Source organism: Streptomyces sp. JLBG701 (genome assembly GCF_058544905.1).
In genome coordinates this window covers 2,611,553-2,629,502 of the sequence record NZ_CM178588.1, presented here as the reverse complement: position 1 = coordinate 2,629,502, position 17,950 = coordinate 2,611,553, and the positions used below count along the sequence as shown (strand labels likewise).

Annotated in this window: 17 protein-coding genes; 9 read left to right on the top strand and 8 right to left on the bottom strand. The window is 71.0% G+C overall.

All coding sequences use genetic code 11. From position 1 onward, the window contains the following. Positions 1–148: 148 nt before the first annotated feature. From cmk to der, 3 genes are all read left to right on the top strand, one after another. Positions 149–844: a (d)CMP kinase gene (gene cmk / locus AC5DRG_RS12005; protein ID WP_491810037.1), complete on the top strand. Its 696-nt coding sequence runs from the start codon at positions 149–151 to the stop codon at positions 842–844. Further along, complete coding sequence (locus tag AC5DRG_RS12000; protein ID WP_491810035.1) at positions 802–1,497, top strand: lysophospholipid acyltransferase family protein; 696 nt, start codon at positions 802–804, stop codon at positions 1,495–1,497. Before cmk ends, AC5DRG_RS12000 begins: the two co-directional genes overlap by 43 nt. 78 nt (positions 1,498–1,575) lie before the next feature. Beyond that, a complete protein-coding gene (der, locus tag AC5DRG_RS11995) occupies positions 1,576–3,048 on the top strand; it encodes a ribosome biogenesis GTPase Der (protein WP_491810033.1) in 1,473 nt (490 codons plus the stop codon). A gap of 82 nt (positions 3,049–3,130) precedes the next feature. Here der and AC5DRG_RS11990 read toward each other — a convergent pair whose 3' ends face one another. Then, positions 3,131–3,535, bottom strand: a complete 405-nt coding sequence (locus tag AC5DRG_RS11990) for a hypothetical protein (RefSeq protein WP_491810031.1) — start codon at positions 3,533–3,535, stop codon at positions 3,131–3,133. Positions 3,536–3,634: 99 nt separating this feature from the next. Continuing rightward, positions 3,635–4,417 (bottom strand): DUF8842 C-terminal domain-containing protein, encoded by a 783-nt coding sequence (locus AC5DRG_RS11985; protein ID WP_491810029.1) that lies wholly within the window; start codon positions 4,415–4,417, stop codon positions 3,635–3,637. A 504-nt stretch (positions 4,418–4,921) separates the two neighbouring features. On the opposite strand from AC5DRG_RS11985, the gene AC5DRG_RS11980 reads away from it, so the two are divergent. After that, on the top strand, positions 4,922–5,566 hold the full coding sequence (locus tag AC5DRG_RS11980) for a transglycosylase family protein (RefSeq protein ID WP_491810027.1): 645 nt from the start codon (positions 4,922–4,924) through the stop codon (positions 5,564–5,566). 71 nt (positions 5,567–5,637) lie between these two features. After that, the gene (locus tag AC5DRG_RS11975) at positions 5,638–6,285 is read left to right on the top strand and encodes a LysM peptidoglycan-binding domain-containing protein (RefSeq protein ID WP_491810025.1); all 648 of its coding nucleotides are present in this window, start codon (positions 5,638–5,640) and stop codon (positions 6,283–6,285) included. Here the strand turns inward: AC5DRG_RS11975 and AC5DRG_RS11970 are convergent. From AC5DRG_RS11970 to AC5DRG_RS11960, 3 genes are read right to left on the bottom strand one after another with little or no spacing between them, the layout of a single operon-like run. Then, positions 6,170–6,892: an ATP-binding cassette domain-containing protein gene (locus AC5DRG_RS11970; RefSeq protein WP_491810023.1), complete on the bottom strand. Its 723-nt coding sequence runs from the start codon at positions 6,890–6,892 to the stop codon at positions 6,170–6,172. The two genes, AC5DRG_RS11975 and AC5DRG_RS11970, sit on opposite strands and share 116 nt — an antisense overlap. After that, positions 6,889–9,567, bottom strand: a complete 2,679-nt coding sequence (locus AC5DRG_RS11965) for an ABC transporter permease subunit (RefSeq protein ID WP_491810021.1) — start codon at positions 9,565–9,567, stop codon at positions 6,889–6,891. Before AC5DRG_RS11965 ends, AC5DRG_RS11970 begins: the two co-directional genes overlap by 4 nt. Beyond that, a complete protein-coding gene (locus AC5DRG_RS11960; protein ID WP_491810019.1) occupies positions 9,567–10,043 on the bottom strand; it encodes a hypothetical protein in 477 nt (158 codons plus the stop codon). The genes AC5DRG_RS11965 and AC5DRG_RS11960 overlap by 1 nt, the downstream gene beginning before the upstream one ends. 125 nt (positions 10,044–10,168) lie before the next feature. On the opposite strand from AC5DRG_RS11960, the gene AC5DRG_RS11955 reads away from it, so the two are divergent. The 3 genes from AC5DRG_RS11955 to AC5DRG_RS11945 are packed head-to-tail and all read left to right on the top strand — an operon-like array spanning position 10,169 to position 13,113. Beyond that, entirely contained in the window at positions 10,169–10,753 is a 585-nt protein-coding gene (locus AC5DRG_RS11955) for an MTB12 C-terminal domain-containing protein (protein ID WP_491810017.1), read from the top strand. Beyond that, positions 10,722–12,020 carry an ABC transporter substrate-binding protein gene (locus tag AC5DRG_RS11950; protein WP_491810015.1) on the top strand — a complete coding sequence of 433 codons (1,299 nt, stop codon included), beginning with the start codon at positions 10,722–10,724 and terminating at the stop codon, positions 12,018–12,020. The genes AC5DRG_RS11955 and AC5DRG_RS11950 overlap by 32 nt, the downstream gene beginning before the upstream one ends. 55 nt (positions 12,021–12,075) lie before the next feature. Continuing rightward, the gene (locus AC5DRG_RS11945) at positions 12,076–13,113 is read left to right on the top strand and encodes a helix-turn-helix transcriptional regulator (RefSeq protein ID WP_491810013.1); all 1,038 of its coding nucleotides are present in this window, start codon (positions 12,076–12,078) and stop codon (positions 13,111–13,113) included. Here AC5DRG_RS11945 and ctaD read toward each other — a convergent pair. Continuing rightward, a complete protein-coding gene (gene ctaD, locus AC5DRG_RS11940) occupies positions 12,995–14,686 on the bottom strand; it encodes an aa3-type cytochrome oxidase subunit I (RefSeq protein WP_491810011.1) in 1,692 nt (563 codons plus the stop codon). The two genes, AC5DRG_RS11945 and ctaD, sit on opposite strands and share 119 nt — an antisense overlap. Before the next feature lie 441 nt (positions 14,687–15,127). Here ctaD and AC5DRG_RS11935 point away from each other — a divergent pair, with 441 nt between their 5' ends. Further along, positions 15,128–15,343, top strand: a complete 216-nt coding sequence (locus tag AC5DRG_RS11935; protein ID WP_491810009.1) for an I78 family peptidase inhibitor — start codon at positions 15,128–15,130, stop codon at positions 15,341–15,343. Between the two features lie 107 nt (positions 15,344–15,450). On the opposite strand, the gene AC5DRG_RS11930 is transcribed toward AC5DRG_RS11935, so the two are convergent. Both AC5DRG_RS11930 and AC5DRG_RS11925 read right to left on the bottom strand, forming a co-directional pair. Next, complete coding sequence (locus AC5DRG_RS11930) at positions 15,451–16,479, bottom strand: phosphatase PAP2 family protein (protein WP_491810007.1); 1,029 nt, start codon at positions 16,477–16,479, stop codon at positions 15,451–15,453. Positions 16,480–16,717: 238 nt separating this feature from the next. Then, positions 16,718–17,932, bottom strand: coding sequence for a hypothetical protein (locus AC5DRG_RS11925; RefSeq protein WP_491810005.1), 1,215 nt, complete (start codon positions 17,930–17,932; stop codon positions 16,718–16,720). Between the last annotated feature and the right edge of the window lie 18 nt (positions 17,933–17,950).

Sequence of the window (17,950 nt, the reverse complement as noted above, 5' to 3'; positions counted from 1 at the left end):
GGACGGGCTGAAGTGACCTGGGCCGGCGCTGAAAGGTGTCTCGCAGTCGCCGCGCGGCCGGACGAGTGACCCGAACCCAGTAACCTTGTGCGGGGCACGATCACGCCCCGCACGCTCCCACCACACCGCACCAGGAAGGTGTCCCCCCGTGGAAAACGGCGCCGCCCGGACCGCCCCGGCAGTGATTGTCGCGATTGACGGCCCCTCCGGCACGGGCAAGTCGAGCACGTCCAAGGCCGTGGCCGCCCAGCTCGGGCTGAGCTACCTGGACACCGGCGCCCAGTACCGGGCGATCACCTGGTGGATGGTGAACAACGGCATCGACGTCGACGCCCCCTCCGAGATCGCCGCCGCGGCCGGCAAGCCCGAGATCGTCTCCGGCACCGACCCGGAAGGCCCCACCATCACGGTGGACGGCACCGACGTCGCCGGGCCGATCCGCACCCAGGAGGTCACCTCCAGGGTCAGCGCGGTCAGCGCGGTGCCCGAGGTGCGGGCCCGGATCACCGAGCTCCAGCGCTCGCTGGCGGCCTCCGCGGAGAACGGGATCGTCGTCGAGGGCCGTGACATCGGTACGACGGTGCTGCCCGACGCCGACCTGAAGATCTTCCTGACCGCGTCCCCGGAGGCGCGTGCCGCCCGGCGCAGCGGTGAGCTGCAGGGTGCGGACGTCAACAGCACCCGCGAGGCGCTGCTCAAGCGCGACGCGGCCGACTCCAGCCGCAAGACCTCGCCGCTCGCGAAGGCGGACGACGCGGTCGAGGTGGACACCTCCGACCTCACGCTCCAGCAGGTCATCGAGTGCGTCGTCACCCTCGTCGAGGAGAAGCGGGCAGCGAAGTGACCAGCGAAGTGACGGCACCCTCCGCGCGGGGCGCGGAGATCGGGCGGCGGATCGGCGTCGGCCTGATGTACGGGCTGTGGAAGCCGCGCGTCCTGGGCGCCTGGAAGGTCCCCGCGACCGGCCCGGTGATCTTCGCCGCCAACCACTCGCACAACCTCGACGGCCCGATGGTCATCGGCGTGGCACCCCGCGCGTCGCACTTCCTGGTCAAGAAGGAAGCGTTCGTCGGCCCGGTCGCCTCCTTCATGCGCGCCACCGGCCAGCTGGAGGTGGACCGCTCGACCGCCGACCGTACGGCCATCACCCGGGCGCTCGGTGTGCTGGAGGCCGGCGGCGTCCTCGGTATCTTCCCGGAGGGCAGCCGGGGCGAGGGCGACTTCGCCTCGCTGCGGGCCGGGCTCGCGTACTTCGCCGTACGCGGCAACGCCCCGATCGTTCCGGTCGCCGTCCTGGGAAGTTCCGAGAAGCAAGGACGGTTGATAAAGGCGCTGCCCCCGCTGCGCTCCCGCATCGACGTCGTCTTCGGCGATCCCTTCGAGGCGGGCGACGGCTCCGGCCGCCGTACGCGCAAGGCACTGGACGAGGCGACCGAGCGCATCCAGAAGCAGTTGGCCGCCCACCTGGACAACGCCAGGCGTCTCACCGGGCGCTAGGCGACACTTGAGTAGTGGACCGCCCGATACCCGGGCGGTTCCACCGATCACCACGATGAACTACGAGGTACCGACTTCATGAACGACCACATCCAGCCCGACGGCTCGGAGCACGAGCACGGGGCACTTGGCGATGCCGAGTACGCGGAGTTCATGGAGCTCGCCGCCGAAGAGGGCTTCGACGTCGAGGACGTCGAGGGGGCCATCGAAGAGGCCGGTCACGGGCCGCTGCCCGTCCTCGCCGTCGTCGGCCGCCCGAACGTCGGCAAGTCGACTCTGGTCAACCGCATCATCGGCCGCCGCGAGGCCGTCGTAGAGGACAAGCCGGGCGTCACCCGCGACCGCGTCACCTACGAGGCCGAGTGGGCGGGCCGCCGCTTCAAGGTCGTCGACACCGGCGGCTGGGAGCAGGACGTCCTCGGCATCGACGCCTCCGTCGCCGCGCAGGCCGAGTACGCGATCGAGGCCGCCGACGCGGTCGTCTTCGTCGTGGACGCCAAGGTCGGCGCGACCGACACCGACGAGGCGGTTGTACGACTGCTGCGCAAGGCCGGCAAGCCCGTCATCCTGGCCGCCAACAAGGTCGACGGGATGAGCGGCGAGTCGGACGCCGCCTACCTGTGGGCGCTGGGCCTCGGCGAGCCGCACCCCGTCTCCGCCCTGCATGGCCGCGGCACCGGCGACATGCTGGACGCCGTCCTGGAGGCGCTGCCGGAGGCACCCGCGCAGACCTTCGGCACCGCGGTCGGCGGCCCGCGCCGCATCGCCCTGATCGGCCGCCCCAACGTCGGTAAGTCCTCGCTGCTGAACAAGGTGGCCGGCGAGGAGCGTGTCGTCGTCAACGAGATGGCCGGCACCACCCGTGACCCGGTCGACGAGCTGATCGAACTCGGCGGCATCACCTGGAAGTTCGTCGACACGGCGGGCATCCGCAAGCGCGTCCACCTCCAGCAGGGCGCCGACTACTACGCCTCGCTGCGTACGGCCGCCGCCGTGGAGAAGGCGGAGGTCGCGGTCATCCTCATCGACGCCTCCGAGAACATCTCCATCCAGGACCAGCGCATCGTCACCATGGCCGTCGAGGCGGGCCGTGCGATCGTCCTCGCGTACAACAAGTGGGACACCCTCGACGAGGAGCGCCGCTACTACCTGGAGCGGGAGATCGAGACCGAGCTCGGCCAGGTCGCCTGGGCGCCGCGGGTCAATGTCTCGGCGCAGACCGGGCGGCACATGGAGAAGCTGGTCCCGGCGATCGAGACGGCCCTCGCGGGCTGGGAGACCCGGGTCCCGACCGGCCGGCTGAACGCCTTCCTCGGCGAGCTGGTCGCCGCCCACCCGCACCCGATCCGCGGCGGCAAGCAGCCCCGCATCCTCTTCGGCACCCAGGCCGGCACCAAGCCGCCCCGCTTCGTGCTCTTCGCCTCCGGCTTCATCGAGGCGGGCTACCGCCGCTTCATCGAGCGCCGCCTGCGCGAGGAGTTCAGCTTCGAGGGCACCCCGATCCACATCTCGGTGCGGGTGCGCGAGAAGCGCGGCGCGAAGAAGAAGTAGCGGCTTCGGGAAGTAGCGGAAGGGCGGCCCCTGTTGAGGGGCCGCCCTTCCGTCGTACGTCCATCCGTCACGCGTCCGTTTTTCACAGACCTCGGCGTGGTCCGGGCGGCAGTGCCGCCGGGATGTGGTGCATGCCGGTGCCGTGCCCGAGCTGTCCCACACGCTGCCACTGGGACTGCTGCTGCCCGCCGCCCTGCCGCGCGCTGTACGCGCCCGCACTGTAGGCACTGTACGAGCTGCTGAACGAGCCCGAACGGTGCCCGCCGCCGTACGACTCCCCGCTGTGCGGGCCGTTCCCGAAGGCGGTGAAGCCCAGCTCCTCCTCGCCGCTGCGGTCACCCGGCAGCGAACGAAAGGTCTTGACCCACTCGGCATAGAGCCTGTCGTAGATCGGCGTGGCCGATGATCCGCTCTGGGAGTCCTGAGCCGACCGCGCGGACGGGATCGGCTGGTAGGACTGGCGGCGGGGAACGTCGTTTGCGTGCACGTATGTCCAAACGACCCCAACAGGCAAGAGATGCGGCCAAGAAGCTGATTCAGGCAGGTCACCGGACTATTGGGGGCGCGAACAACCCGCCAATCGCGCTCACGTCCCGGCAAGCGGCAGCGCACTGGCAACCAACTTGCCGTTCGCCGCAGCCTTGTCCAACGCCCCCCGCAGCAGATCCTCCCGAGGCTGACGCCCGATCGACCCGACCGGCGCCGCGAACAGCAGCACCTGCTGATGCTTGTTGGCAGCCGCCCGCCAGCTCTCCGTGACCTGCAGCGGCTGATGCGCCTGCCACCAGGCAACCGGCGTACCCCCGTTGGTGCCGGGCTGGAGCACGGCATGCAGCTGGCCCATGGCGAGCAGCACCGACCAGCCGTGCAGCACCGGCGGCACGGCGGAGATCTCGGGGAGCGGCATGAACCCCTGCTCGATGAGCAACGGCAGGAAGTCGTCGCCCAGGTCGGTCGAGCCGGGTCGCACGATGGGTCCGGTCGGCTCGACGACGAGGGCCGGGTGCAACTCCCCGGCGATCAGCACGAGTCCGCTGGTGACACCGAGCACGGCCTGCTGGGGCACGATCTTCTCCGGCTCCAGGTCGACGGTGTCGCCGCTGATGGAGCGGACCGCTCCCCGCAGCTGCTCCTCGGTGACCTGGACGACCTGCGACGGCAGGCAGCTGGCGTGGGCGAAGGCGAGGACGGCCGTCTCGTCGCCGATGAACAGGACGGTGCTGGTGCGCTCCTGTTCGGAGTCGCCCTGGGTGCGGCAGGACGTGCAGTCGTAACTGCCCGGGGCGTTCTCTCCGGCGAGCAGCCGGTCGGCTTCTTCGTCGCCGATCTCGGCGCGTACGTCGTCGCTGACGTCGAGCATGCGCGGCACGGGTGGCTCCCTCGGAATGCGGTGCCCGGTGGGTCCCGGGCTCATGAAGAAGACAACGGACGATCTGTGGCGGGGGTCACGCTCCAAGGCGAACGGAATCGAACCATCCACCGCACAGTGTCACGCCGAGTACGGAATCGGGCACTCCATGTCAACTGCTTGGAAACCCAAGGAAGTTGGACCGGTGAAGTGGGTCACAGATCGCCAGGGCGGCTGGTCGACAAATCATGAAATCAGCGAATGAAGTGGGTGGCTGAAAATCGCCGATACCCAGGGTAACAGCGAACTGGCCTGGAATGACAAGAAGTTGGTTGATATCGCCCCGTCAGCCTCCGTACATTCCTCGGCCGTGTGCAACGAGCACCGCTCGGGTACGTCCGCCGGCCGCACCAAGCCAGCTCACCGCACAGCCTCCGGCGGACGGGACGGAGCGCGCCCACCGCGGCCAAACGCGGGAAGTGCGCCCCGTCTTGGGGGACCCCGGGTCCGTGGAGAGGGATTTCCATGTCCGACTGTGCCCATACAAGCACCCACACCACGCGCGACAACGCCCGTAAGACACGTACGACGGCGGTCCTCGCCGGGGCGGCACTGCTCGCCCCCCTCGGACTGCTGGCCGCGACCGGCAACGCCGCGGCGGCGGACGGCGGAGTGTGGGACCGCATCGCCCAGTGCGAGAGCGGCGGCAACTGGCACATCAACACCGGCAACGGCTACTACGGAGGACTCCAGTTCTCCGCCGGCACCTGGCGCGCGTACGGCGGTACGGCCTACGCGGCGACCGCCGACAACGCCACCAGGGAGCAGCAGATCGCCGTCGCCACCAAGGTCCAGCGCGCACAGGGGTGGGGCGCGTGGCCGACCTGTTCGGCGCGCGCCGGAGCGTACGGGAGCGCACCCGCGGCTCCCGCCACCGGCGGCGCCACCACGAAGGCAGCCCCGTCGAAGCCGTCGAAGGAGCCGGCACGTTCGACAGGACACACGACCCGCGGTACGACCCGCGGCGACTACACCGTCCGCAAGGGCGACACGCTGAGCGGCATCGCCGCCGAGCACGGGACCACCTGGCAGAAGATCTACGCCGCCAACAAGGCCGTCATCGGCGCTGATCCCGACCTGATCGTGCCCGGGCAGCAGCTCGATCTCTGAGCCGGCCCCCTGCCCCGGCCGCACCGGCGAGGCTCAACGGACGTACGGGGCGCGCTGCTTAGCGTGGGCCGATGCTCCCCAAGCCGATCACGTACGCCGTCGCCGCTGCCGCCCTGTTCGCCGTCCTCGCCCCCACCGCGGCACACGCGGCACCGCCACCGCCGGCCCCCGGACCGCAGGGAACGCTCGTCTCCTACGACTGCGCAGAGGAACAGTGGCCCTGGGACTGTGTCGCCGAGTGCGAGAGCAGCGGGCGCTGGGACACCAACACCGGGAACGGCTTCTACGGGGGGCTGCAGTTCTGGCAGCCCACCTGGAAGGAGTTCGGCGGGCTGACGTACGCCCCGCGCGCGGATCTCGCCACCAGGGAGCAGCAGATCGCGGTCGCGCGGGAGGTGCTGGCGGCGCAGGGGTGGGAGGCCTGGCCCGTCTGTTCCAAGAGGTACGGGCTCAAGGGTCGTATGCACACGGTGAAGTCCGGGGACACGCTCTCGTCCGTCGCCCGCAAGTACGGCGTCAAGGGCGGCTGGCAGGCGCTCTACAAGGCCAACAAGGACATGGTGGGCCCCCACCCGGACCGACTGAACGTGGGAACCCTGCTGCTCATCCCGAAGGGCTCGACCCGGGCGGCAGAGGCGGCACAGGCCCCGGCCGTGTTCGGCCCGCCCCTGGCCCGTCCGCTCCTGCCCGGTGTTCCAGTTCGCCCGCCTCTCCGCTGAACACGACCGCCCCGCGCTGCAGTTCGTACACCAGGGCCGCCCGGCCGTGCAGCACGGGCGGCAGCCGCTGCTCGGCCACGACCACGCACGCGTGGAGCCCGCTCAGCAGCTCGTACGTGTGGGCCGCGACCGTGGGGGACATGCCCTGCGCGGGTTCGTCGACGAGCACCACGCGTGCGCGTGCCAGCAGGGCGCGGGAGAGGGCGAGCATGCGCTGCTCGCCGCCCGAGAGGGTGCCGGCGCGGCGGGGGAGCAGGGGCCCTAGCTGCGGGTAGGCGTCCAGGGCGGAGTCGTAGGCGGGGGCGGCCAGTTCGAGGTTCTCGCGGACGGTCAGGGAGCCGAACACGGCCTGCCGTTCGGGGATCAGGCACAGTCCGCGCCGGGCGCGCTCGTAGGCGGGCATACGGGTCACGTCGGCGCCGTCCCACACCACGGCGCCGCCGGACAGGGGCACGGTACCGGCGAGGGCGCGCAGGGCCGTCGTACGGCCGGATCCGTTGCGGCCCAGCAGGACGGTGAGGCCGGGGCCGGGGGCGGCGAGGGTGATGCCGTGCAGGGCCTCCAACGGGCCGTAGCGCACGCGCGCGTGGCGCAGGGCGATGGTCATCGGCCGGCCGTTTCGAGGGTTTCCAGTACGCGGTCGGGCGGGCCGGAGGCGACGATGCGGCCCGCCGTCATGACGTGCACGACGTCCGCGAGGTCGGCGACCAGGTCGAGATCGTGCTCGACGACGAGGAGGGCGGTGCCGTCGGCGGCGAGGGCCTTCAGAACCCGGGTGAGGGCGGCGACTTCGGCGGTATCCAGGCCGGCGGCGGGTTCGTCGAGCAGCAGCACGCGCGGGCTGCCCGCGAGGGCTCGGGCGAGCTCGACGCGGCGCAGGGTTCCGGTGGGCAGTCCGGCGGCGGGCAGCCCGCGGACGGGCCCGTCCAGCCCGAGCAGCCTCAGCGCCCGCTCCACGGCACCCGGATCGACGACCCGCCCCTGCTCGGCGCCCACCCGCACGTTGTCGGCAACGGTCAACGACGGGAAGACGGCCAGCTGTTGGAAGGTCCGCGCGATCCCGATCCGGGTACGGGCATGCGCGGCGAGCCGCGTGATGTCCCGCCCCCCGAACCGGACCTGCCCGCCCGAGGGCCGCAACGTCCCGGCCAGACAGTGGAACAGGGTGCTCTTCCCGGCCCCGTTGGGCCCGACGACCGCGGTCACCTGGCCTGGCGGGACATCGAGGTCGACGCCGTCGAGGGCGGTGAAGTTGCCGTAGCGGGCGTGGAGGTGGCGGGCGGTGAGGGTGGGCGCGGGTGCGTTGTGGGGCACCCGGCCTTCGGCCGGGTTTGGTTTCCCACCCGCACCATCCGTGCTGCTTTCGTTGTCGGGTGCGAGTGGCCCCTGTGGGAGCTGAGCGCCGTCGGCGGCTGCGGCCCGCTGCTCCGTCGGTCGTAGTCGCCTCCGTGCCCTCGCCCCCACCGCCGTCAGCGTCGCCCTCCTGCGCAGTCGCAACCGGCCCGCCGCCGTCCGCAGAGCCTCGTACGGTCCCCCGGGAAAGCGGCCCACGCACACCGCCAGCACCCCGATCAGCGCCGCCGCCACCCCGCCCCGGGCGCCCGCGTCCAAGCCGACCAGAAGCGCCGCGGCCGCCAGCGCGCCCAGGGTGCTGTCGGCGCCCAGGACCACCACCGCGGCGAACCAGAGGAGGCTGCGTACGGGGTCGTAGGCGCCGGGGTCGAAGGCGCGTAGGCCCATGGCGAGCATGCCGCCTCCCAGGGCGGCCAGGGCGGCGCCCGAGACGAAGGCCAGGAGTTTGAGGGAGGGGACCTGGACGCCGGCCGCCGACGCGCCCGACTCGTGGTCCCGCATCGCGGCGAGGGCTCTGCCCGTGCGGCCCCTGCGCAGTGCGTGGGTCGCCAGCAGGGCGGCGGCCAGGAGGGTCAACTCCAGGACGTAGTACGCGCGGTCCCCGTCGAAGCCGGCGGGGCGGTCGAGCGACAGGCCGGACGTGGCGTACGGCTGGGCGAAGACGAAGCGGCTCACCCCGACGCCGACCGCGAAGGTCGCGAGGGCCAGGGCCAGGCCTCGGCGGCTGATCGCCGGCCAGCCCGTCAGGAGGCCCAGGGGAGCGACCAGGACGACCGCGAGGGCCAGCGCCGCCAGTTCCGGGAGGCGGGGCAGGCCCGGAAAGCGGCCCGCCGCGAGCAGGGCCGTGAACAGGGCGCCCAGGCCCGCGTACGCCGCCTGCCCAAGGGAGATCTGGCCGCCGCGGCCGGTCACGACCACCAGGGAGAGCAGCACCACGCCCAGCGCCGGCACCTGCACCGACGTATGCAGGTCCGAGCCCGCGAAGCCCAGGGGCAGCAGGAACAGCACCAGGGCCACGATCCAGGCGCCCGGTGGAGTCGGCACGCGCGCGGTGGCCGTGCGCGGCAGGGCGTCGCGCGTGCCGATCCGGGGCAGCGCGAGGGCGGCGATCAGCAGGGCCACGACGAACAGGTTCGCGCCGACCGCCTGCAGCAACGGTTCGCCCCAGCCCGACGGATGCAGCCGCGTCAACTGGCTCTGCGCGACGCCGATCCCCAGCGCCACCACCACAGCGACCGGCAGGCTCCGCATCCGCGCGGCCACCGCGACCGCGACCACCTCCATCACCAGCAGCGGCATGCCGTACGGGTCCAGACGGACGTACGGAGCCAGCAGCACGCCCGTCAGGCCCGCCGTGAACGAGCCGAACGCCCAGCCCGCCGCGGCCACCCGGTCCGCGTCGATCCCGCCGAGGACCGCGAGCCGGCGATCGTCCACCACGGCCCGCAGCTCCCGCCCGAAGCGCGTCCAGCGGATCACCGACCCGACACCCACGGCCAGCACCAGCACGACCGCCAACTGCCCCCACGGATCGGCCGACACCAGCTCCGGCGCGTCGTCCCGCGCCCCCTGCCCCCACACCAGCGCGGCCCCGCCCACCAGCAGCACGAACACCCCGATGGACGCCACCAGCGTCTGCGCCGGGTCGCCGCCGAGGACCGACAGCGGACGGAAGACGAAGCGTTCCAGCACCATCCCGATGCCCGGCGCGAGCACGAGCAGCGTCAGCGTCGCCCCCAGCCACAGCGGCCAGCCCCAATCGACCACGCACTGCCGCAGCACATACGCGCAGACCATCGCGATCGCGCCGTGCGCGAAGTTGAGGACGCCGGTCGCGCGGTACGTCACGATCAGGCCGATGCCGGTGAGCGCGGCGGCGCTGCCGACCGACAGGCCGGCCAGGGTGAGGTCGTAGGTCAGGGAGGACATCAGTCGTCCGCTTCGGCGGGCTCGCAGATCGGGCACGGGCCCAGCTCGCCGCTCGCCACCAGCTTGGAGTCCACCGGCACCGCCTCCACCTTGCCGGCGACCAGCGGGCAGTCCGCGCGGTGCCACAGCGTGCCGCCCGGCACCATCAGCAGGTCCCCGCTGACCGCCAGCGGCACGGCGGCCACCTGCTCCGACTCGTCCACGTCAGCGGTCTCCGCGGCCACCAGAAGGCCGTACAGCTCCTCCACGCGCGCGGCGGCGAGCGCGCCCCGCCCGTGCGTGAGAAGCACGGCGCCCGCGACGATCAGCGCGGCGCCGGGGACCGTGCAGGACGCCAGATAGGGCAGCTGCCGCTCGGCGAACCGCTCCCCGGAAATGCCGTACCAGCCGATGACACACAGCACCGCGCCCGCGGCGAGCGCGGCCCAGCCGGCCCACAGGACGGGGTGCACGGTTCGCAGTCGTCCTGTCCGCATCTCTGGCTCCCACACGCGTCATGTGTCTGTCCATGTCAGCCGATCGCTTGCACTATGCCTTCTGGAAGCTGACCCTGAAAGCACCGGGCGCACATGGCCCGGACCGACACCCGGTGGTGAGCCAGATGGTTCTCGGGAGCGACCTCAGGCGGGGGAACGCACGGCGGAGGCGCGGCCCAGGGGCCGCAGGACGGGGTACGGCGCTGGTGGCCGCCCTGCTCCTGTTCCTCGCCCCGGCCCTCGCGGCGTGCAGCGACGACAGCGGCGGCAGCGAGAGCACGCCCCCCACTCCTTCCGTCGAACAGACGACGAGCGAGCCGGCCAGCCCCTCCGCGACCGGGCCCGCCGACCCGGCGGCCGCCGAGAAGCAGGTCACGGAGAACTGGGAGAAGTTCTTCGACCCCGGCACCTCCATGAAGGAGAAGCAGGCGGTCCTGGAGGACGGTGACAAGCTCACCGCCCTCATGAACGCCTTCAGCGGTGACGAGCGGGGCGGGCAGGTGGAGGCGCAGGTCACCAAGGTCGAGTTCACCTCGCCGACCGACGCGACCGTGACGTACACGCTGCTCCTGAACGGTGCCACCGCCCTGCCCGACGCCTCGGGAACGGCGGTCGAGCAGGACGGCACGTGGAAGGTCTCCGTCACCACTCTCTGCGCGCTGGTCCAGTTGAGCGGCGATGCGTCCACGTCGGCCGCGCCGGGCTGCTGAGGCCGCCGCCGCGCTGCTGCTGCTCCTCGCGGCCACGGCCTGCGGCAGCCGCCTGCCCGAGAGCGACTTCGAGCACGGCGGCCGCACGTCCGCGCCCGCACAGAGCAGCGATACGCCGATCCGTGTCGGCATCATCACCAGCGCCACCAGCCCCGTCGGGGGCAACGCCTTCACCGGCCCGCGCGACGGCGCCAAGGCCTGGTTCGACCGGCTCAACGCGCGCGGGGGCATCGACGGCCGCCCGGTCGAGGTGCGGCTGTGCGACGACGGCGGCAGCGGCGTCGGCAACAACGAATGCGTTCACCGGCTGATCGACGAGGACAAGGTGGTCGCCCTGGTCGCCACCACCGCGCTCGACTACGCGGGAGCCTCCCGCGTCTCCCACGCGCGCGTGCCCGACATCGGCGGCCAGCCCATCGGGGCCGCCTACGACACCTGGCCGCACCTGTACGGCATCTACGGCAGCCTGGCGCCCCGCGACGGCACGCCGGGCTGGGACGGGCGGCTGTACGGCGGAACCGAGGTCTACCGCTACTTCAAGCGCGAGCAGGGCGCCCGTACGGCCGCGGTCGTGTCGTACAACCAGTCCGCGTCCGCCGCCTACGCGCGGCTCGTCGAACAGGGTCTGAAGGCCGAGGGCTACAAGGTCGTCACCGAACAGGTCGACTTCGCCCTGCCCAACTTCCGTGCCGTGGCCGCCGACCTGAAGGAACAGGGCGTGGATCTTGTCTTCGACGCCGTCGACACCCATGGCAACGCCCAGCTGTGCGAGGCGATGGACGACGTGGGCGCCGATGTCATCGCCAAGGTGACGAACGTACAGAACTGGACGTCGACAGTCCCCGAGGACTACAAGGACTCCCCGCGTTGCCGCAATGCCCTGTGGGCGACCGGGTCGAGCCGCAACTACGAGGACACCGGGCAGGACGCCGTACGGGAGTTCCGGGACGCGACCAAGGGTCTGCAGACGCATTCCCAGTGGCAGCTGGAGGGCTGGGCGGCCGCGATGTGGTTCACGGACGCGGCGAAGTCCTGTGCGGACACCGGCATCACGCGCGCGTGCATCGACGACTTCATGAACCGCAGCGAGAACTACACCGCCGACGGTCTCCTGGTTCCCGTCCGGTTCGAGCGGCTGGCCGAGCCGCCGGAGACCCGCAGGACGTGCCTGTCGGTGGCCCGATGGGAGGACGGCAAGGGGTGGGTCTCGCAGGGCGACATGAACAGCACCTGCTTCGACGTGCCGCAGCTGTCCTACGAACCGTGATCCTGGAAGGGCTTGCGGACAGCCGCTGTCCGCAAGCCCTGGCAGACTCGGTCCCATGCTGGAGACCTCGGCAAGACTGCTGCGCCTGCTCTCGCTCCTCCAGGCCCACCGCGAATGGTCCGGGGCCGACCTGGCCGAGCGCCTCGGCGTCACGCCGCGCACGGTGCGCCGAGACGTGGACCGGCTGCGCGAGCTGGGCTACCCGGTCAACGCCAGCCCGGGCACGGGCGGCGGCTATCAGCTCGGCGCGGGGGCCGAGCTGCCGCCGCTGCTGCTTGACGACGACGAGGCGGTCGCCGTCGCCGTCGGGCTGCGCACGGCCGCCGGGCAGGGCATCGAGGGCATCGGCGAGACCTCCGTACGCGCCCTCGCCAAGCTCGAACAGGTCCTGCCGAGCCGGCTGCGCCGACGCGTGGGCGCCCTCAACGCCTTCACCGTGCCGATGCTGCGCGGCCCCCAGCCCTCAGCGGTCGACCCGGCCGTGCTGACCGAACTCGCCCACCTGTGCCGGGACGCGGAGCGGCTCCGCTTCGAGTACCGGGGGCACGACGGAAGTGAGACCCGCCGCACGGTCGAGCCGCACCGCCTGGTGTGCACCGAGCACCGCTGGTATCTGGTCGCCTGGGATCTCGATCGGGCCGACTGGCGCACCTTCCGCGTCGACCGCATCACGCCCAGGCCCCCGCACGGCCCGCGCTTCACCCCGCGTGAGGCGCCCGCCGAGGATCTCGCCGCCTACGTCTCCCGAGGCGTCTCCACGCGCGCGTACGCCTCCCACGCGGCCGTCCGGCTGCTGGTGCCCGTGGAGGAGGCCGCGGAGCGGATCTCGCCCTCCGCCGGGACGCTGGAGCCCGACGGGCCGGACGCCTGCATTCTGCGCACCGGGGCCGCGAGCCTCGACGTGATGGTCATTCACGTGATGCTGACGGGCTTCGAGTTCGAGGTGCTGGAGCCGGACGGGCTCGTCGAGGCGATCAGGACGGCTCGGGACCGGCTGTCGCGTGCCCTGGAGAGGGCGCCGCGGAGAGCGCCGCGATCTCGGGATGGTGCAGGTCGAACGCCGGGGACTCGGAGCGGATCCGGGGCAGCGTGAGGAAGTTGTGCCGCGGCGGCGGACACGTGGTCGCCCACTCCAGTGAGCGGCCGAAGCCCCAGGGGTCGTCGACGTCGACCTTCTTGCCGTACTTGGCCGTCTTCCAGACGTTGTAGAGGAACGGCAGCGTCGACATGCCGAGCAGGAACGCGCCGATCGTCGAAAGCGTGTTGAGCGCGGTGAAGCCGTCGGCGGCCAGATAGTCCGCGTACCGGCGGGGCATGCCCTCCGCGCCCAGCCAGTGCTGCACCAGGAACGTGGTGTGGAAGCCCACGAACAGCGTCCAGAACTGGATCTTGCCGAGCCGTTCGTCGAGCATCTTGCCGGTGAACTTCGGCCACCAGAAGTAGAAGCCGCCGAAGGTCGCGAAGACGACGGTGCCGAACACGACGTAGTGGAAGTGCGCGACCACGAAGTACGAGTCGGTGACATGGAAGTCCATCGGCGGCGACGCCAGGATCACCCCGGTCAGCCCGCCGAACAGGAACGACACGAGGAAGCCCACCGCCCACAGCATGGGCGTCTCGAAGGACAGCGAGCCCTTCAGCATCGTGCCCGTCCAGTTGAAGAACTTCACCCCCGTCGGCACCGCGATCAGGAACGACATGAAGGAGAAGTACGGCAGCAGCACCGCGCCCGTCGCGAACATGTGGTGGGCCCACACGACCACCGACAGACCGGTGATCGCCATCGTCGCGCCGACCAGCGTCAGATAGCCGAAGATCGGCTTCCGGCTGAAGACCGGGATGATCTCCGAGACGATCCCGAAGAACGGCAGGGCGATGATGTACACCTCGGGATGCCCGAAGAACCAGAACAGGTGCTGCCACAGCAGCGCCCCGCCGTTGGTCGCGTCGAAGACGTGCGAGCCGAACCGCCGGTCGGCCTCCAGACAGAGCAGTGCGGCGGCCAGCACCGGGAACGCCATCAGGATCAGGATCGACGTGAACAGCGTGTTCCACACGAAGATCGGCATCCGGAACATCGTCATGCCGGGCGCGCGCATCCCGATGATCGTGGTGAGGAAGTTGACCGCGCCGAGGATCGTGCCGAAGCCGGCCAGCGCGAGGCCCATGATCCACAGGTCGGCGCCGATGCCGGGGGAGCGCTCGGCGCTGTTGAGCGGCGCGTAGGCGAACCAGCCGAAGTCGGCGGGCCCGCTCGGCACCAGCAGCGAGCCCAGCACGATCAGCCCGCCGAACAGGAACAGCCAGTACGAGAACATGTTCAGCCGCGGGAAGGCCACGTCCGGCGAGCCGATCTGCAGCGGCATGAGCTCGTTGGCGAAGCCCGCGAAGGTCGGGGTCGCGAACAGCAGCAGCATGATCGTGCCGTGCAGGGTGAACAGCTGGTTGTACTGCGTGTTGTCGATCAGCTGTAGTCCGGGCCTGGCGAGTTCGGCGCGCATCAGCATCGCCATCACACCGGCGATCAGGAAGAACGCGAACGACGTGATCAGGTACAGATGCCCGATCTTCTTGTGGTCGGTCGTGGTGAGCCAGTCGACGATCACCTCGCCGCGCGGCCTGGCCCGCACGGGTTGCGCCGTCGCCTCTACGGTCTCGGTCCCCATCGCTCGCTCGCCCCTTCGCCTCGTCGCGCCCCGGGTCCGCTGAAGCCCGCGCCGCGCACGGCCGCGAGCTCACGCCATGATGCTCGCGCCGCCGTGGGCTCCGACAGGGGGCGTACGGGGGATGTGTGCCGGAACCGTGAATCTCTTATGCGGTGTCAGCTCCCGTGGCATGTCCTGGAATCGGAATGAAATAGGACTCCGCCCGCCTCCGGGCACGGTTCTCCCAGCACTTTCGGCCGGGCTATTCAACGGGCCGTCGCGACACGCGGGAATTGAGTTCGAATACCTGCGTAAGGCGTACGGAACCGCTCATACGTGTGACGGACTTGAGGCGAAACGCGTGTCGTGAGCCTGTGACAGAAGTGTGACCGGAGAGGAACGCGTGACCCAAGGTTCCGGCCCGGACTTCCACAGCCGCCGGACAGGGCCTAGCGTGGCGGCATGGCACCGATTCCGACTCCTCCAGCAGAGCCCAAAGACAGTCCGGACGGATATGTCGGCCTCGCGGCCGCCAGGGCCGAACGGCTCGCACGTGAGCGGGGATGGTCGACGGTCCGGTCGCTGCCACCGGGGGCGATCATCACCATGGAGTACCGCGCGGGGCGGCTGAACTTCGAGGTGAAGGACGGCACGGTGGCGCGCGCCTGGAAGGGCTGACAGCCGACAGTGAGCACGACGAAGGCCCCGGTTCCGTCGAGGAACCGGGGCCTTCGTCATGCGGTCTCAGGTGCGCACCAGCCCCGCGTCCGTCGCTCGGCAGCCGCTCAGCCGCCGGTCAGCGGCCGTGGCGTGGGCGTGCCGCGGGTGAGGCGGTCCGTCTGCGGCGGGCGGCGCTGGCCGACCGGGGTGACCGGGGTGCGCTCGGAGCGGGCCGTCGACGGGCCCGGGGACAAGTGGGCGGGCGCTCTCGTGGAGTGGGAGGTGGGGACCGGCTCGCGTGTCGCCGGGGCCTCCTCCTCGGCGGTCGCGCGCGGCTTGAGCAGCACGGGTGCCGTGACCGGCGCGGCCGGCGCGGGTGCGGTGGCCGGACGGCGGCTGCGGGCGCGCCAGCTGTCGCGCAGGTCGAAGATCGCGGTCTCGGCGCGGGCGATCAGCGGCTCCACCCACGGGAGGGCCAGCAGGATCAGCAGACCCGCGACCCAGCCCAGGACCACGTCGCTCAGCCAGTGCGTACCGAGGTAGACGGTGGTGAGGCCGACTCCGAGGGAGGTCACCGCGGAGATGGCGGACAGCCAGCGGCGCGCTGCCGGGGTGGAGGCCAGATAGGCCAGGATTCCCCAGGTCACGACGGCGTTGGCGGTGTGGCCGCTGGGAAATATATCGCCGCCCAGGCCCATCTCGTTCGAGCCGATCGTGGTCGCGTAGTGCGGTCCGAGGCGACCCATGCCGATCTTGGCGGCGCCGACCGTGATGTTGAGCAGCAGCAGCGAGGCGCCGAGGGTCAGCAGTGGCCGCAGCGTGTGCTGTCGCCAGGAACGCCAGCCCAGCCAGGAGGCGATCATCACGGCGGTGGGGCCGCGCTGGCCCAGTACCACGTAGTAGTCCAGGAAGGCGTGGATCTCCGGCCACTGCTGGTAAGGCCGGAAGAACATGACCTGCCAGTCGAGCCGGACGAGCCATGAAGTCGTCACGACGGCCCACACGATCGCCAGGTAGAAAGCCAGGGTCGCGGCGAACAGCACACCGCGATGCCGGCTCATCTTCGGCACATCGATGTGAGCCGGTCGTTCCGGCTCACGATCCAGCCTGGCGAACACCCGGTCCAGACGGGTGAGGTTTCGTTTGGTACGCACCCAATCGACGTTACAGCGAGTGAGCTCAGTTCCTTGGCGAATCCGCGGCTTTGTGATGACGATGTGATGTGGGAAAGCTCTCAGGATGAGGTTTATTTCCAGGGATTCCGCAATCCCCGGTTCCTGCATCCTTCAATTCCTTTGATCATTCTGGGTGACGGTTTTATGGAACTTATGAATTCGTTCACCTGGCCATGGGTTGGAATTCGCCCGGCGCTCACGGAACGCTCGGAGTCGATCATGGCGGGCCTGAGCCGTTCAGCCAGAACGCCCCGTACGCGGCCGACGCCACCGCGACACCGCCCAGCACCAGCGCCGACCTGGGCGTTCGCAGCCGGGCCAGGGCCAGGGCGAGGGGCAGCAGCAGGGGGAAGGCGGGCATCAGAAGGCGTGGTTTCGAGCCGAAGTAGCTCGACGCGCACAGGGCGAGGGCGGTGACGACACCCGCGTACACCAGGAGGGCCAGCGGCTGACGCTGCCGTACACAGGTGACATACAGCCAGATCAGCAGGCCCACGCCGACGATCAGACCGACTCCGGCCAGGGCCGAGGGGAATGACGTGAACTTGTCGGCGACGAAGCGGGCGAAGGCGTGACCGCCGTCGAAGCCGTTGCGCCAGCCCGCCTGGACGTCGAGATAGCCGAGCGGGCCGCTGCCGGTGCGATGACCGACCCACAGGACGTATCCGGCGGCGCCGAGGGGCGCGAGCAGCATGCCGAGGGCGCGTCGCCACGGGGGTGCGCCGTGCGTCTCCCCGGTGCTTCGGTCCCGCACGAACGAGGCGATCGCCGCCACCCACACCGCCGCGACCAACGCGAGCCCCACCGGGCGCGTCAGGCCGGCCGCCAGCGCCAGGGTGCCCGCCGTCAGCCAGCGGCCCTTCAGGACGGCGTACAGCGACCAGGCGGCGAGCGCGGTGAACAGCGACTCGCTGTACGCCATCGACTGCACGATCCCGACGGGGAGCACGGCCCACAGCAGCACGGCGCAGACGCCCACCCGTCTCCCGCCACCACCCTTCCAAGGCCGCGCTTCGCGCCTTTCTTCTCGACGGTCGTAGACATGCTCGGTGACCGCGAAGATCCCCCAGGCCGCAGCGAGTGAGGCGAGCAGGCTGACGGCGAAGCCCGCGTCGGCGTACGACAGCGGGGTCACCGCGTGCAGCAGGCGCTCCAGCCAGGGCAGCAGCGGGAAGAAGGCGAGGTTGGAGTGGACGTCGCCGTTCGGGAGGCGGACCTCGTAGCCGTAGCCGAGTTCGGCGACCCGGGTGTACCAGAGCGCGTCCCAGCGGGCCGTCAGCAGCGTGTACGCGCTCTTGTCGCGTGCCGCGCTCCACAGGGCCAGCGTGAGCAGGCCCAGGGCGCGTACGGCCGCGTACCCGAGGAGGGCAGGGGCCGCCCGGCGCAGGGCCCTGAGCGGGGCGGGCGCCATACGCGTCTCAAGATCGGTCACGGGCTCGATTATCGACGC

What these genes read in the sequence shown, in the direction of transcription:
- der (WP_491810033.1), top strand. Translation starts at nt 1,576, where the DNA reads ATGAACGACCACATCCAGCCCGACGGCTCGGAGCACGAGCACGGGGCA.
- AC5DRG_RS11980 (WP_491810027.1), top strand. Translation starts at nt 4,922, where the DNA reads ATGTCCGACTGTGCCCATACAAGCACCCACACCACGCGCGACAACGCC.
- AC5DRG_RS11975 (WP_491810025.1), top strand. Translation starts at nt 5,638, where the DNA reads ATGCTCCCCAAGCCGATCACGTACGCCGTCGCCGCTGCCGCCCTGTTC.
- AC5DRG_RS11970 (WP_491810023.1), bottom strand. Translation starts at nt 6,892, where the DNA reads ATGACCATCGCCCTGCGCCACGCGCGCGTGCGCTACGGCCCGTTGGAG.
- AC5DRG_RS11965 (WP_491810021.1), bottom strand. Translation starts at nt 9,567, where the DNA reads ATGTCCTCCCTGACCTACGACCTCACCCTGGCCGGCCTGTCGGTCGGC.
- AC5DRG_RS11960 (WP_491810019.1), bottom strand. Translation starts at nt 10,043, where the DNA reads ATGCGGACAGGACGACTGCGAACCGTGCACCCCGTCCTGTGGGCCGGC.
- AC5DRG_RS11955 (WP_491810017.1), top strand. Translation starts at nt 10,169, where the DNA reads ATGGTTCTCGGGAGCGACCTCAGGCGGGGGAACGCACGGCGGAGGCGC.
- AC5DRG_RS11950 (WP_491810015.1), top strand. Translation starts at nt 10,722, where the DNA reads ATGCGTCCACGTCGGCCGCGCCGGGCTGCTGAGGCCGCCGCCGCGCTG.
- AC5DRG_RS11945 (WP_491810013.1), top strand. Translation starts at nt 12,076, where the DNA reads ATGCTGGAGACCTCGGCAAGACTGCTGCGCCTGCTCTCGCTCCTCCAG.
- ctaD (WP_491810011.1), bottom strand. Translation starts at nt 14,686, where the DNA reads ATGGGGACCGAGACCGTAGAGGCGACGGCGCAACCCGTGCGGGCCAGG.
- AC5DRG_RS11935 (WP_491810009.1), top strand. Translation starts at nt 15,128, where the DNA reads ATGGCACCGATTCCGACTCCTCCAGCAGAGCCCAAAGACAGTCCGGAC.